This window comes from Paenibacillus sp. FSL R7-277, from assembly GCF_000517965.1.
GTDB classification, from domain to species: domain Bacteria; phylum Bacillota; class Bacilli; order Paenibacillales; family Paenibacillaceae; genus Paenibacillus_AQ; species Paenibacillus_AQ silagei.
Genome location: NZ_ASPX01000091.1, coordinates 107,217 through 120,244, shown reverse-complemented (window position 1 = coordinate 120,244; position 13,028 = coordinate 107,217). Strand labels below are relative to the sequence as shown.

At 53.9% G+C, this 13,028-nt stretch carries 13 protein-coding genes; 12 read left to right on the top strand and 1 reads right to left on the bottom strand.

Annotated elements, in window-relative coordinates:
* Nucleotide 1 precedes the first annotated feature (1 nt).
* The 8 genes from C173_RS26875 (at nucleotide 2) to corA (ending at nucleotide 7,918) form a co-directional block, all read left to right on the top strand.
* Entirely contained in the window at nucleotides 2–991 is a 990-nt protein-coding gene (locus tag C173_RS26875) for an inorganic phosphate transporter (protein WP_036730908.1), read from the top strand.
* 333 nt (nucleotides 992–1,324) lie between these two features.
* On the top strand, nucleotides 1,325–2,053 hold the full coding sequence (locus C173_RS26870) for an amino acid ABC transporter ATP-binding protein (RefSeq protein WP_036693252.1): 729 nt from the start codon (nucleotides 1,325–1,327) through the stop codon (nucleotides 2,051–2,053).
* A gap of 33 nt (nucleotides 2,054–2,086) precedes the next feature.
* Complete coding sequence (locus C173_RS26865; protein ID WP_036730906.1) at nucleotides 2,087–2,941, top strand: glutamate ABC transporter substrate-binding protein; 855 nt, start codon at nucleotides 2,087–2,089, stop codon at nucleotides 2,939–2,941.
* Between the two features lie 185 nt (nucleotides 2,942–3,126).
* Complete coding sequence (locus tag C173_RS26860; RefSeq protein ID WP_155991657.1) at nucleotides 3,127–3,777, top strand: amino acid ABC transporter permease; 651 nt, start codon at nucleotides 3,127–3,129, stop codon at nucleotides 3,775–3,777.
* Nucleotides 3,778–3,819: 42 nt separating this feature from the next.
* Nucleotides 3,820–4,470: an amino acid ABC transporter permease gene (locus C173_RS26855; RefSeq protein WP_036730904.1), complete on the top strand. Its 651-nt coding sequence runs from the start codon at nucleotides 3,820–3,822 to the stop codon at nucleotides 4,468–4,470.
* Between the two features lie 87 nt (nucleotides 4,471–4,557).
* Nucleotides 4,558–5,847, top strand: coding sequence for an ATP-binding protein (locus tag C173_RS26850; RefSeq protein WP_036730903.1), 1,290 nt, complete (start codon nucleotides 4,558–4,560; stop codon nucleotides 5,845–5,847).
* A 3-nt stretch (nucleotides 5,848–5,850) separates the two neighbouring features.
* A complete protein-coding gene (locus C173_RS26845; protein WP_036730902.1) occupies nucleotides 5,851–6,753 on the top strand; it encodes a response regulator in 903 nt (300 codons plus the stop codon).
* 205 nt (nucleotides 6,754–6,958) lie between these two features.
* A complete protein-coding gene (gene corA, locus C173_RS26840; RefSeq protein WP_036730901.1) occupies nucleotides 6,959–7,918 on the top strand; it encodes a magnesium/cobalt transporter CorA in 960 nt (319 codons plus the stop codon).
* A 27-nt stretch (nucleotides 7,919–7,945) separates the two neighbouring features.
* Here the strand turns inward: corA and C173_RS26835 are convergent, their stop codons facing one another.
* A complete protein-coding gene (locus tag C173_RS26835; RefSeq protein ID WP_036730899.1) occupies nucleotides 7,946–8,494 on the bottom strand; it encodes a hypothetical protein in 549 nt (182 codons plus the stop codon).
* Nucleotides 8,495–8,868: 374 nt separating this feature from the next.
* Here C173_RS26835 and C173_RS26830 point away from each other — a divergent pair, with 374 nt between their 5' ends.
* The 4 genes from C173_RS26830 to rlmD all read left to right on the top strand — a co-directional run bounded on the left by C173_RS26830 (nucleotide 8,869) and on the right by rlmD (nucleotide 12,758).
* The gene (locus tag C173_RS26830) at nucleotides 8,869–9,159 is read left to right on the top strand and encodes a YerC/YecD family TrpR-related protein (protein ID WP_019913624.1); all 291 of its coding nucleotides are present in this window, start codon (nucleotides 8,869–8,871) and stop codon (nucleotides 9,157–9,159) included.
* 3 nt (nucleotides 9,160–9,162) lie between these two features.
* The gene (locus C173_RS26825) at nucleotides 9,163–9,933 is read left to right on the top strand and encodes a sirohydrochlorin chelatase (protein WP_036730897.1); all 771 of its coding nucleotides are present in this window, start codon (nucleotides 9,163–9,165) and stop codon (nucleotides 9,931–9,933) included.
* Nucleotides 9,934–10,037: 104 nt separating this feature from the next.
* Complete coding sequence (locus C173_RS26820) at nucleotides 10,038–10,931, top strand: diacylglycerol kinase (protein ID WP_036730895.1); 894 nt, start codon at nucleotides 10,038–10,040, stop codon at nucleotides 10,929–10,931.
* 321 nt (nucleotides 10,932–11,252) lie between these two features.
* Nucleotides 11,253–12,758, top strand: a complete 1,506-nt coding sequence (gene rlmD, locus C173_RS26815) for a 23S rRNA (uracil(1939)-C(5))-methyltransferase RlmD (RefSeq protein WP_036730893.1) — start codon at nucleotides 11,253–11,255, stop codon at nucleotides 12,756–12,758.
* Nucleotides 12,759–13,028 lie beyond the last annotated feature (270 nt).

Here is a 13,028-nt window from a genome sequence, read left to right as displayed (position 1 = left end):
TATGGATACATCTATATATGTACTAGCTTTTGTTATCTTTCTTGCGCTGGCGTTCGACTTTATCAACGGCTTCCATGATACTGCCAATGCGATTGCTACCTCTGTCTCAACCCGTGCGCTGAAGCCGCGTACAGCCATCATGCTGGCCGCTTCGATGAACTTTATCGGCGCCTTGATGTTCACCGGCGTGGCGAAGAAGATCGGGGGCAGCATTACCGATCCGACCCTGCTGGACAACGGGATAGACATTGTCACAGCGACGCTCATTGCGGCAATTATCTGGAATCTTGTGACCTGGTGGCTGGGTATTCCTTCGTCCTCCTCCCATGCGCTTATCGGTGCGTTAGCCGGGGCGGTCTATGTCGGGGCAGGTACAGAGCATATCAAATGGAGCGGGTTCATTGAGATCGTAGAGGGGCTGATTTTCTCCCCGCTGATCGCTTTTGTAATCGGGTATATTGTGATGACGATTCTGAAGTGGATCTTCGCGAAGAAGAGTCCGCACACGGTCAACAAGGGCTTCCGTTCGATGCAGATCGTGACGGCCGCACTGCAATCCTTCACCCATGGTACGAATGACGCGCAGAAGGCGATGGGGATCATTACCTTTGCCCTCGTCACCTCGGGACGGCTGGATACGATGGAGGTTCCGCTCTGGGTTAAGATTGCAGCGGCTACATCCATGGCACTCGGAACGTCGATCGGCGGCTGGAAGATTATTAAGACGATGGGCACGAAGATTTTCAAAATCGAGCCGATCAACGGCTTCGCGGCGGATATTTCGGCAGCCTCTGTTATTTTCACGGCTACGCTGCTGCATCTGCCGGTAAGTACAACCCACGCGATCACCTCATCGATTCTGGGTGTAGGTTCAGCCAAGCGCTTCTCTGCTGTCAAATGGGGAGTAGCCGGACGGATCGTGGTTACCTGGTTCATTACGATTCCGATCAGCGCCTTGCTGGCGGGAGTGATCTTCAAGCTCTTCTTCTAGGGCTGGAATAGAATAGATTGCCTGGACAAGATGTCGCAGAAGCCATGGATGGCTTTAGGACATCTTTTTTTGCGTTCAGCGGTAAGCCTCGGCCTAAGCGGAGGTTATTTGATTTTTCAAGAGAGGAATGTCACAAAAGGCTACACGAAACTGATAAAAAATGTTAATAGGCATAAAAAGAAAATGAAATACATCACATAATTAAAAGAAAATAACATATGAGAAATGAATTTTGCGTAGTATTATGTAGGATTTGGTAGTCTCTGAAGTAAGGTTTGTTTTAAGTGTTACCATTGCTGACAAACACCCGAATAGACAAAGGAGGCCTAGCCATTGATCGACTTTCATCAGGTAGACAAACATTACGGACAATTCCATGTACTGAAGGGCATTGATCTGCATGTTCAGGAAGGGGAAGTCGTTGTTGTAGTTGGTCCTTCCGGCTCCGGCAAGAGCACGATGCTGCGCTGCATTAACCGTCTGGAGACGATCACGAGCGGCGGATTAACCGTGGACGGTATAACTGTAAACGAACGCAAGACAGATATCAATACCCTGCGCAAAGAGATCGGAATGGTCTTCCAGCACTTCAACCTGTACCCGCACAAAAAAGTCATAGATAATATCACGCTGGCCCCGGTCAAGGTGCTGGGCTTAAGCAAAGCGGAAGCGGAGAAGACCGCAATGTATTATTTGGAGAAGGTCGGCATTGCCGACAAGGCAGAGTCCTATCCTTCCCAGCTATCCGGCGGACAGCAGCAGCGGGTGGCGATTGCCCGGGGGCTGGCGATGAAGCCGAAGATTATGCTGTTCGACGAGCCGACCTCGGCGTTGGACCCGGAGATGGTCGGAGAGGTGCTGGATGTCATGCGCGCCCTGGCCCGCGAGGGCATGACGATGGTCGTTGTGACCCATGAGATGGGCTTCGCCCGCGAGGTGGCGGACCGGGTCATCTTCATGGATCAGGGGCAGATCGTGGAAGAGGCGGAGCCGGAAGCCTTCTTCGCCAGCCCGAAGGAAGAGCGGACGCGTACTTTTCTCAGCCGTGTATTAAGCCACTAAACTAAATATATAGGAATCCGGGGAGGAAACGAAATGAAAATGTCCAAGAGCTTCAAGGTGTTAAGTGTGCTGATGATTGCGGCCATGCTGGTCATTGCCGGGTGCGGCAACAACAAGGGCAAGAACGACAATGCGGCAGGCGGCAACGCTGCCGGAGGAGCAGCCGCTGACTCCGCGGCCATTGCCAAGATCAAGGAGCGCGGCAAGCTGCTCGTCGGCGTGAAGTTCGATACCCGCCTGTTCGGCCTGAAGGACCCGGCCTCCGGCAATGTGGAAGGCTTCGACATCGATATCTCCAAGGCCATTGCTAAGAAAATTCTCGGTGACGAGAATGCCATCGAGCTGAAGGAGGTCACCTCCAAGACACGTATCCCGATGCTGAATAACGGCGAGATCGATATGGTGGTGGCTACCATGACCATTACGGAGGACCGCAAGAAGGAAGTCGATTTCTCTGACGTCTATTTCCAGGCCGGCCAGTCCCTGCTGGTGAAGAAGGGCAGCCCGATTACAGGCCTTGAGAGCGTTACGAAGGATACGAAGATCCTCGGTTCCAAGGGGGCAACCTCGATCAAGAATATCAAAGAGAAGGTGCCGGGCGTAACCGTGCTCGAATTCGATAACTACCAGGATGCCTTCAGTGCGCTTAAGGCGGGACAGGGTGATGCGCTCACTACCGATGATGCAATTCTGTACGGAATGGCCTCACAGGACCCCGGCTTCGAGGTGGTAGGGAAGCCGTTTACCGATGAGCCTTACGGCATTGCGGTCCAGAAAGGCAACGCGGATTTAGTTAAGGCGATTAATAATACACTGGCTGAACTGAAGGCGAATGGGGAGTATGATGCCATCTATACGAAGTGGATTGGTAAAGCTCCGGCTAAATAAGCCTGTTCCAAGCAAGAGCTTTCTTCCCTCAAGGTAAGAACGCATAAACGGGTTTCACACGAAATTCTCGTAGAAACGGTACCGCCTTTTCCAAGGAGGGCAACGCCGTTTCTACTTGTTTGTAGAAACGGCGGTCATGCCGGGCAGGAACGAACTCATCTACAGGTAAAGGCAGGTGAACATTGATGGATTTCTCAATATTAACGAGGTACTTCGGACTGTATATGGAAGGCTTCTATGGTACGCTGCTATCCAGTGTGCTGGCCCTGATCGGCAGCTTCCTGATCGGTGCGGTCGTTGCCGTCTTCCGCATGACTTCAGTCAAGGGTCTGCGCTGGTTCGGCGCGGTGTATGTGGAGTTCATCCGCAACATCCCGCTGCTGCTGGTTGTGTATATTTTCTATTACGGGCCTTCCGCTCTGGGCTTCACACTGGACGGCTTCAAGGCAGGAACCATTGGACTCGCCGTATATACCTCGGCCTTCATCGCCGAAGCGATCCGTGCCGGAATTATGGCCGTGCCCAAGGGACAGATGGAGGCGGCACGTTCCTCCGGTCTCAGCTACATACAGACCATGCTGCATATCATTCTGCCGCAGGCGATCAAGCTGGTGATCCCGCCGCTTGGCAACCAGTTCATTAACCTGATTAAGAACTCCTCAGTACTGACTCTGGTGGCCGGTCTTGATCTGATGTACTTCGCCGACGGGATCTCTACTGAGACTTACCGTACCTTCGACACCTACATTTTCGTAGCGGTACTCTATCTGGTGCTTACGCTTCCGCTAAGCTACGGCGTGCGGATCTGGGAGCGCCGGCTGCAGCGCAAATATTAAGAAGCATCATAAAAGGACATCTGAAGCTAAAGGAGGGATATTATGGATTTCATAGGGGCATACTCTGCCGATAATCTGAAGTTTCTGCTGGACGGATTGTATGTGACGCTGATCGTTGCTTTTGTATCGATCTTCCTGAGCTTTATCATCGGCTGTATTATTGGCGTCATCCGTTATTCGGATGTACCGGTGCTGTCTCCGGTCATGTTCTACCTGGTGGAGCTGATCCGTAATCTGCCGCTGCTGCTGATCATCTTCTTCATCCGCTTTGCCTTGCCGGAGGTCGGGATCAAGCTCGGACTGATTACTGCAGCCATTGCAGCATTAACCATCTTCGAAGCGGCGATGATTGCCGAGATTGTCCGCGGCGGCTTAATGTCGATCGACAAGGGACAGATTGAGGCGGCGCGTTCCTCCGGTCTCAGCAGTGTACAGACCTTATGGCATATCGTGCTTCCCCAGGGGCTGCGGCGGATGGTTCCGCCACTGGTGAGCCAGTTCATCTCCCTGCTGAAGGATACATCACTCGCCGTTGTGATATCTTTGCCGGAGCTGATGCATAATGCCAATATTGTCATCGGCCACAGCTATAGCTATGCCATCCCTACGCTGGCGCTGGTTGCCCTGATTTATTTTGTCGTCAATTACCTGCTGTCGCTGCTGTCCAGAAGGCTTGAGCATAGAGCGGTATAACCTTAGCCGAATGAGGATTAAGCCATATTCAAGCCAGTGCGGCTATGATACTATAGTTGTCAACCTCTCAAGGCAGGAGCAGTGGCGATGGGACAATCAATTCTGAGAATGAAGGCGGTACAGATTCTGCTGGTGGCCGCCGTTACTGCGGTAGCCGGAGAATTCAAGATCAACCCGTTTGACGGAGATATCTTCCGGATTGCCATGGGCAGCAGCGCCTTTCTCCTCTTCCTGCTGTTAATGAGGCAGCTGCCGTATATCCGCACAGGTTGTGCTGCCGGGGTGGTTGTGCTGCTGTTCCGGACTGCGATGGATATGGTGGAGGGAAGCGGACTGACGGTAGAGCAGAGCCTTAGCAGCCACTTCTCGGCAATGATCTATTACATGGTGTTCGGCGCACTGATGCGTGTCATCAAGAGCCGGATCGATACGTTTCATCCGCTGGTGCTGGGCGCGGTTGCCGCGCTGATCGATCTCCTGTCGAATGAAATGGAGCTGCTGACCCGGCTGATCGTACTGGATTCGGCTACCTTCCGGCTGAATGAGTGGACGTACCTGATGGCGATTGCCGTCCTGCGTACGTATTTCACCACCGGGGTATATAGCAGTATCTCTGTCAGCCAGCTGCGAATCCGGGAACGGGAGCAGCAGGAGCGGACCCAGCAGATGCTCGGATTCGGCTCCGGCCTGTACGGGGAAGTGTTCTACCTGAAGAAGTCTATAGGCACCCTGGAGCAGGTAACGCTGAACAGCTTCGAGCTGTACAGCAAGTTGAAGGACGGGGAAGGCACAGGGCGTTACAGCCGGCAGGTGCTGGATATTACCCAGCAGCTCCATGAGGTGAAGAAGGATTCGCAGCGGATTCTGGCAGGGCTGGTGAAGCTGGTGGAGCGTGAGGTGAACGGGGACATGCCGTTATCGGACATTCTGAGGTTCGCGGTTAAGAGCAATGCCAAATATGCAGAAATGCTAGGTAAAGAGATCAAATTCCATATTCACATCACCTCCGATTACACAACCGACAGCTACATTCCTCTATTGACCCTGCTTAACAATCTCACCGCCAATGCGGTGGAAGTCATCCAAGGGACAGGCAGCATCCATCTGAACGCTTATGAGCAGGACGACATGACGATTCTGACAGTGAACGATAGCGGGACAGGCATCGGGAAACGTGACCTCGGCCTGCTGTTCGAGCCGGGCTTCACCACGAAATTCGATGAAGAGGGCATCGCTGCCACAGGGATCGGGCTCTCTCATGTACGGGATATTGTGAATATGTTCGAGGGAAGCATTACGGTTCAGCCGGTATCGCATATCGGTGGGGCCATGTTCCAGATTACAGTGCCGAGCATTAAGCTGCGGAAGGAGGAATAGAGGATGCCGCTATCATTCTGTATTGTAGATGACGACGCGTCGGCGAGAAGAATGCTGCAGCATATTATTGAGGACAGCGGGCTTGGTGAGGTGACGGGTACTGCTGAGAGCGGACAGGAGGGGATAGCCCTGATCCTGAGCGAGACCCCGGACATTGTGCTGATGGATCTGCTGATGCCGGACCAGGACGGGATTGAGACCATCCTCTCTCTTCAGGCACAGGGCTGCCGCTCCAAATTCGTAATGATCTCGCAGATTGAGAACGGGGACATGGTGAGCCGCGCCTACAAGAGCGGAATTGAATTCTTCATCCGCAAGCCGATCAACAAGATTGAAGTGGAATCTGTACTATATAAAGTGAATGAACGTTACGCCATGGGCCGTTATCTGGATGAGATCAAGCTGACGCTGGGTAAGCTGGAGGGTCTGCAGTTCGGACTGCCGCAGCTGCCGCCTGGCAAGCGTACCGTCAAGGAGATTGTCCAGCCAATTCTGATGAATATGGGCATGATCTCGGAGAATGGCAGCCGTGATATTATCACGATCATGGAGCTGGCGGTAGCCGAAGGGAACAGCGGAAGTCTTCCGTCCCTTAAGGAGCTGTACGAGCGGACCGCTGCCAAGTACAGACCGGTGCCTGCGGAGGCAGCCAAAGAGGTCAAGGCCATCGAACAGCGTCTGCGCCGCGCACTGGCGGCAGGTCTGACAAGTCTCGCGTCCATTGGTCTGACGGATTACGGGAATCCGAAGTTCGAGCATTATGCGCCGCTGTATTTCGACTTCGAAGAGGTGCGCCTGAAGATGAAGGAGATTGAACAGGGCAGAGATAGCGGCAAGGTGAAGGTGAATATTAAGAAATTCCTGCAGGTGCTGCATCTGGAGGTGCTGGAGGGCTTGGGCCGATAAGCTATATATATTGGAAAATCGGACCGGGCCGTTCGCCGTAAATGGCGCCGTCAACTCTATAAAGACAAGACCAAGAAACCTCCGGAGCGCTGGTCAGCGGGCTGGCGGTTATTTTTTTGCGTAGACATGCTGTACAATAGGAGGAAGCAACTAGAACAGCGCGGCTCTGCTGCGGATTGCCTACATAGGGCGGAGGACTTATATTATGATACGAACACTTGCCGTTACGCATGCGGGCGAGATACTGACCGATCTGCTGCTTCAGGATATTGTCTTGGATGATTATGCCTGGATCTGGGCGGATTTCGCTATGCCGACGGAGGAAGAAACCTTGAGGCTGGACACGTATTTTCATTTTCACCCGCTGGCGATTGAAGACTGTATGCATGTTTTGCAGCGGCCGAAGCTGGATTATTATGAGGATGTGCAGTTCTTCGTGCTGCATTCGCTGAATGAGCGGACATTGGAGGCCGAAGAGATCGACCTGTTCCTCAGCCCGAAATTTCTCGTCTCCTACCATCATCAGGACAAGCCGGAGATGGAGGAAGCGTGGCAGATGGTCAAAGCTGAGATTCATAGCCGCAAGGGCTGGTCGGGCGGGCCGATGGCTGCTGCTTACACAGTGATGGACAAGCTGGTCGACAGGTATTTCCCGTCCCTGTATACGCTGGAGGATGAACTCGCAGATCTGGAGAGCCAGGGCGGCAACGAATCGGTGGAAGAACTGATGAGCCAGGTCTTCAATGTGCGTGGAAGACTGCTGAAGCTGCGGCGGACGATTGTGCCGATGCGTGATCTGATGTACCGGATCGTCAATTCGCAGCATGTGCAGAGTAACGGCGAGGAGCGGGTCTACTTCGGCGATATCTACGATCATCTGCTGAAGCTGACTGACATGATTGAAGTTGACCGGGAAATGACCGCCGACCTGCGTGACAGCTATATCTCGCTCAACTCCAACCGGATGAACTCCATTATGAAGACACTCACGGTGATTACCACGGTATTCATGCCGCTGACGCTGATCGCCGGAATCTATGGAATGAACTTCAGGGTGATGCCGGAGCTGGAATGGAAATACAGCTATTTCGCAGTGCTGCTGCTTATGCTGGTGCTGGGGATCGGGATGTTCGGCTGGTTCCGGCGGAGCGGCTGGTTTAAGTAACAGAACAAGCGTGTTAAACGCCGCCGCTTAGGAACGGCGGCGCTTAACGGAGGAAGGCCCACCGGATTTACGCTTCTTGGAGGTGGTATTGCGGCGCTTCGCGGCGGGGCGTCTTTTTTTGCGCCGTTTGGGGCTATAGAGGGCTGCATCCTCTGCGGCGGCGAGCTCTCCCGCTCCGCTTCCCTTGCCTTTGCCGAACCCGCCCATCATAAGCTTCACCATCGGAGCCATCTGTGAGAAGCCCTGCATCACCTTCTGCACCTTGCCCATGGTGTTGACGATTCCGTCAATCCCGCCCATCCGGTCAACGATGCCCTTGATCTGTTCCATATTCGCCAGACTTCCGAGATTGCCGAGTCCGCCAAGCAGGCCTCCGGCCTTCGCGGTAGAGGCTTCTGCAGCAGGGAGTGCGAGTGCCGTATCGGTGACTTCAGCGCCGTAAGCAGGCAGCAGCTCAGGTTCTCCGGGAAGCGGGGCAGGTGTATAAGCAGATAGTCCCGGGTAAGGTGACGGATTGTAAGGTTCAGCCAGTGAACGGCCTTGCTGGCGGGAATGATTATAGTAATGCTGAGGCATAGGATCACATTCCTTCGTTAGTGGTTTGCTATACTGTATGTCATGGGCGAACAGACGGTATAGACGAATGCCCGGGTAACCGGGATACCAGCGGAAAAGGGCAGATGCCTATAGAGCGGCAGGCGGAAGTGAAGAAACCGTGTCCATGCTTGATTTCGAACGGTTTTGTAGTACTATGAGTAAGGCGGTCTAACCTGGGAGCCGGAAGTAGAGACGGGTTAACCCTGGTTATGGTGTGCGCCTGGGGTGGACGTTTGTCCATCGATTTCACTCTTTACAGCGTGAAACCGTTAATGCTTGAAAAATGTGCTCCAGTACAATATAGTAGAGGCAAGATAGTCACATTAAGTTAATGTTTAGGGGATGATAGGGCGATGCAGCTAAAGAAGCTAAACGATAAAAGTATCGATCAATTATTTGAGGCTATTTTAACATTGAAAAATATGGAAGAATGTTATGTATTCTTTGATGATCTGTGCACAGTGAACGAAATTCAATCGCTCTCACAGCGCCTTGAGGTTGCGCGGATGCTGGGCAAGGGGTCTACATATAATCAGATCGAAGCCGAGACGGGGGCCAGTACGGCCACAATTTCCCGTGTGAAGCGCTGCCTGAACTACGGCAATGACGGTTATAAGCTTACGCTGGAACGTCTGGGCCGATAATTTATGGTTCCGGGTGTATTGTTAATCAGTCACGGTTCCCGTGATCAGGCCTGGGTGTCGATGGTAGATGAGGCAGTGAGCCATCTCACGCTCCGGGAGGAGCTGCCGGTGGCAGTGGCTTTCCTTGAGCTGGTAGAAGGACGATTGATACAAGATGGAATTGATAAGCTGGAACATGCAGGGGTCACAGATATTATTGTGATCCCCTTGTTTGTGTCTTCCGGCAGTACGCATGTCGATGAGATAGAGTATGCGCTGGGCGCTAAGCCGGTTCCTGAGCGGGAGACCGACCTTGCGCCGTTCAGGGTTGCCGCGAAGGTTCATTACGGATATCCGGTTGATGACGATCCCGATATTGCACAGATGCTGTGGGATAAGCTCCGGGAACTGTCGCAGCATCCCGGGCGGGAGATGGTGCTGCTGGTCGGACACGGCAGCAGGCATGACGGCTTCCGGCAGCGCTGGGAGCAGGGCATCTCTTCACTTGCCGCGCGGGTACGGGAGATAAGCGGGCTGGCTGCAGCTGATTACGGGCTGTTGAACCCGGACAGTGTAAGAAGCCGGGTGGAGCATTGGCAGGAGCAGGGCTATGATGTACTGGTGGCTCCGCTTTTTTTGAGTGAGGGGTACTTCACCAAAGTGGTTATTCCGCAGCGGCTGGAGGGGCTTGATTATGCCTACTCCGGCCAGACGCTGCTGCCGCATCCGCTGCTGCCGCGCTGGATTCAGCGGCAGGTGGAAGCAGCGCTCCAGCGTCTTGAGGATCAGCGTTAATTCGTAAGCGGGTAATGTAGCTGGCCCCTGACATTGCTTGTGGGGTACAGAATTGGGTATAATCAGTAAAGTTATCCATTATATAAACAGGTGGCGTTCCGGTAATGAAAACTGCGAGATTGATTTATAATCCCACTTCTGGTCGGGAAGAAATGAAAAGACGACTCGCCGATATTCTAGACCGGCTGGATATGGGCGGTATCGAAGCTACCTGCCATGCAACAACGGGAGAGGGCGATGCTACTGCGGCTGCAGCCCAAGCTGTGGAACGCGGCACTTATGATCTGATCATAGCTGCCGGAGGCGACGGTACGCTTAATGAAGTGATTAACGGGATGGCGGAGAAGCCGAACCTTCCCCCGCTCGGCATATTGCCGCTGGGAACGACGAATGATTTCGCGCGGGCCATGGGCATTCCGAAGAATTGGGAGGAAGCCTGCGACCTGATTCTGCGTCAGGAAGCGCGCCTGATCGATCTCGGTAAAGCCAATGACCGTTACTTCATTAATATAGCAGGCGGGGGACAACTGACGGAGCTGACCTATGAGGTTCCCAGCAAGCTGAAGACCATGATGGGTCAGCTTGCCTATTACCTGAAGGGGATCGAGAAGATGGCCAGCCTTGCTCCGCAAGAGCTGTACATCCGCGCGAACGGCCAGGAGATGATCCATGACGAGTTCATGCTCTTCCTGATCGCCAATACGAATTCGGTCGGCGGCTTCGAGAAGCTGGCTCCGGGTGCGCGCATCGATGACGGCTTGCTCGATGTTATTGCCGTTAAGAAATGCAACCTGGCCGAGTTCATCCGGCTGGTGCGTCTAACCATTCGTGGAGATCACCTGAATGACAAGAAGGTTATCCATTTCCGCACCGATGCCATGGAGGTAACCTCTCCCGGCTACGTACAGCTGAACCTGGACGGCGAGCTGGGCGGCACCTTGCCGGGCAACTTCAGCATCCTGCCGCAGCATCTGCGGATTTTTGCGCAGAATAGTTAGGTTGCTGTGGCGGGAATGGAACGCGCAGAATCGCTAGAAGTTGGAAGCCTTTGCGCTAACGGACTGGGCAGCTCTTATTTCGCCCAAAATTGCACTTTACGCATGCTAACGGACTCCAGCGCCTTTAGTTGCCCACTTTGGCCTCTAAAATGCCTATGGGAGAGGAGATAAGCGCTGTACGGTCCGTTAGCACGGCTGAAATATAAGTTTTATGGTAATTAACGTCCGTACGGTCCGTAAGGAAGAGGAGTGTGTTCTGTCAGTACCCTAATGATTAATGAGATGAATAGTGAAGAACATGAAAGAAGTGAACCAATACACATGAGTAAACACCGCAGCGGACGCAGCGCAAGCCGCCGGGAACAAAGGCCGGCCGCTGTGGCCGGATTGCCAGTGAACAAGAATGAGGAGGTCCTGCTCGATATCATCGGCATGACCCATGAAGGGGAAGGGGTAGGCCGCGTCGAAGGCTTTACCCTTTTTGTGCAGGGCGCACTCCCCGGTGAGAAAGTCCGGGCCAGAGTGCTGAAGACCAAGAAGCAGTATGGCTACGCCAAGCTGCTGGAGCTGGTGCAGGCCAGCCCCGACCGCATCGCGCCACCCTGCCCTATCTATGATCAATGCGGCGGCTGCCAGCTGCAGCATATGGACTACACCGCGCAGCTCGCATGGAAGCGGCAGCTGGTGGTGGACAACCTGCAGCGGATCGGAAAGCTGGAGGTGGCGGGTGTGCCAATAAGAGGCACGGAGCAAACCCTTACGGAAGCAGAAGCAACAAGTGCTGCCGTCACGGAAGGCGAAGGCATCCGCGTGCTGCCCACCCTCGGCATGGACGAGCCCTGGCGCTACCGCAACAAGGCACAGGTGCCTATCGGGGTAACCGACGGCGGTCTGGTCGGCGGCTTCTACGCACGCGGCAGTCACCGGATCATCGACATGGAGACTTGTCTGATCCAGCATGAGGACAACGACAAGGTCGTTGCTGCTGTCAAAAGCCTCGGCCGTGAGCTGGGCATCACCGCCTATGACGAAGAGACCGGCCGCGGACTGCTCCGCCACGTTGTGGTGAAGAAGGCGTTCCGCACCGGTCAGATGATGCTGGTGCTGGTCACGAACGGCCGGGATATCCCGCATCTGGACGCTTGGCTCGGCAGTATCCGCGAGCAGCTTCCGGCAGTGGTCAGCATCTGCCAGAACATCAACACCCAGCGCACCAATGTCATCTTCGGTAACGATACCCGCGTATTGTGGGGCAGCGAGGTCATTTACGACTACATTGGCGAGGTGCAGTTCGCCATCTCGGCACGGTCCTTCTACCAGGTGAACCCGGTGCAGACCGAGCTGCTCTACGGCAGAACGCTGGAGTATGCTGCGCTAACCGGCAAAGAGACTGTGATTGATGCGTATTGCGGCATCGGCACCATCTCCCTATTCCTGGCCCAGCATGCGGATCAGGTGTATGGTGTAGAAATCGTGCCCGAAGCCATCGAGGACGCCCGCGCCAACGCGAAGCTGAACGGAATGAACAACGTGAAGTTCGAAGTCGGCGCTTCGGAGGATGTCATCCCGGCTTGGAAAGAACAGGGCATCACCCCGGACGTCATCGTCGTCGATCCCCCGCGCAAGGGCTGCGACCCGCGCCTGCTGGAGACCATCCTGCTGATGCAGCCGGAGCGTGTCGTGTACGTGTCATGCAACCCATCTACCCTGGCCCGCGATTTGCGGGTGCTGGAGGACGGGGGTTATCGTACGGTGGAGGTTACGCCGGTGGATATGTTCCCGCATACGGTGCATGTGGAGAGTGTGGCTGTACTGGAGCTGAAATAGGTGATGATTCGACATAAATGAAAGCAAGAAGGCGCTCGGGAATGACTTCCCGCAGCGTCTTTATTTTTGCGCTTTTGCTTGCTATTCTGTGATGATTTTGTTCAGCAGCCTCCCTTCTCTGTATAAAGCTGCTGCAGAAATCTGCCCTTAATGTGGGATTACCCGCCTTATCCGGATGCGCCTATCAAACTATAATCAGGTTGTAAGCGAATACAAATGGGATGGCAGAGTGTTTTCTAAAAAAATATGAAATATGAAAGAGGTGTTTAT

Coding starts and splice junctions, on each gene's coding strand:
- C173_RS26875 (WP_036730908.1), top strand. CDS start 2: ATGGATACATCTATATATGTACTAGCTTTTGTTATCTTTCTTGCGCTG.
- C173_RS26865 (WP_036730906.1), top strand. CDS start 2,087: ATGAAAATGTCCAAGAGCTTCAAGGTGTTAAGTGTGCTGATGATTGCG.
- C173_RS26860 (WP_155991657.1), top strand. CDS start 3,127: ATGGATTTCTCAATATTAACGAGGTACTTCGGACTGTATATGGAAGGC.
- C173_RS26855 (WP_036730904.1), top strand. CDS start 3,820: ATGGATTTCATAGGGGCATACTCTGCCGATAATCTGAAGTTTCTGCTG.
- C173_RS26850 (WP_036730903.1), top strand. CDS start 4,558: ATGGGACAATCAATTCTGAGAATGAAGGCGGTACAGATTCTGCTGGTG.
- C173_RS26845 (WP_036730902.1), top strand. CDS start 5,851: ATGCCGCTATCATTCTGTATTGTAGATGACGACGCGTCGGCGAGAAGA.
- corA (WP_036730901.1), top strand. CDS start 6,959: ATGATACGAACACTTGCCGTTACGCATGCGGGCGAGATACTGACCGAT.
- C173_RS26835 (WP_036730899.1), bottom strand. CDS start 8,494: ATGCCTCAGCATTACTATAATCATTCCCGCCAGCAAGGCCGTTCACTG.
- C173_RS26830 (WP_019913624.1), top strand. CDS start 8,869: ATGCAGCTAAAGAAGCTAAACGATAAAAGTATCGATCAATTATTTGAG.
- C173_RS26825 (WP_036730897.1), top strand. CDS start 9,163: ATGGTTCCGGGTGTATTGTTAATCAGTCACGGTTCCCGTGATCAGGCC.
- C173_RS26820 (WP_036730895.1), top strand. CDS start 10,038: ATGAAAACTGCGAGATTGATTTATAATCCCACTTCTGGTCGGGAAGAA.
- rlmD (WP_036730893.1), top strand. CDS start 11,253: ATGAGTAAACACCGCAGCGGACGCAGCGCAAGCCGCCGGGAACAAAGG.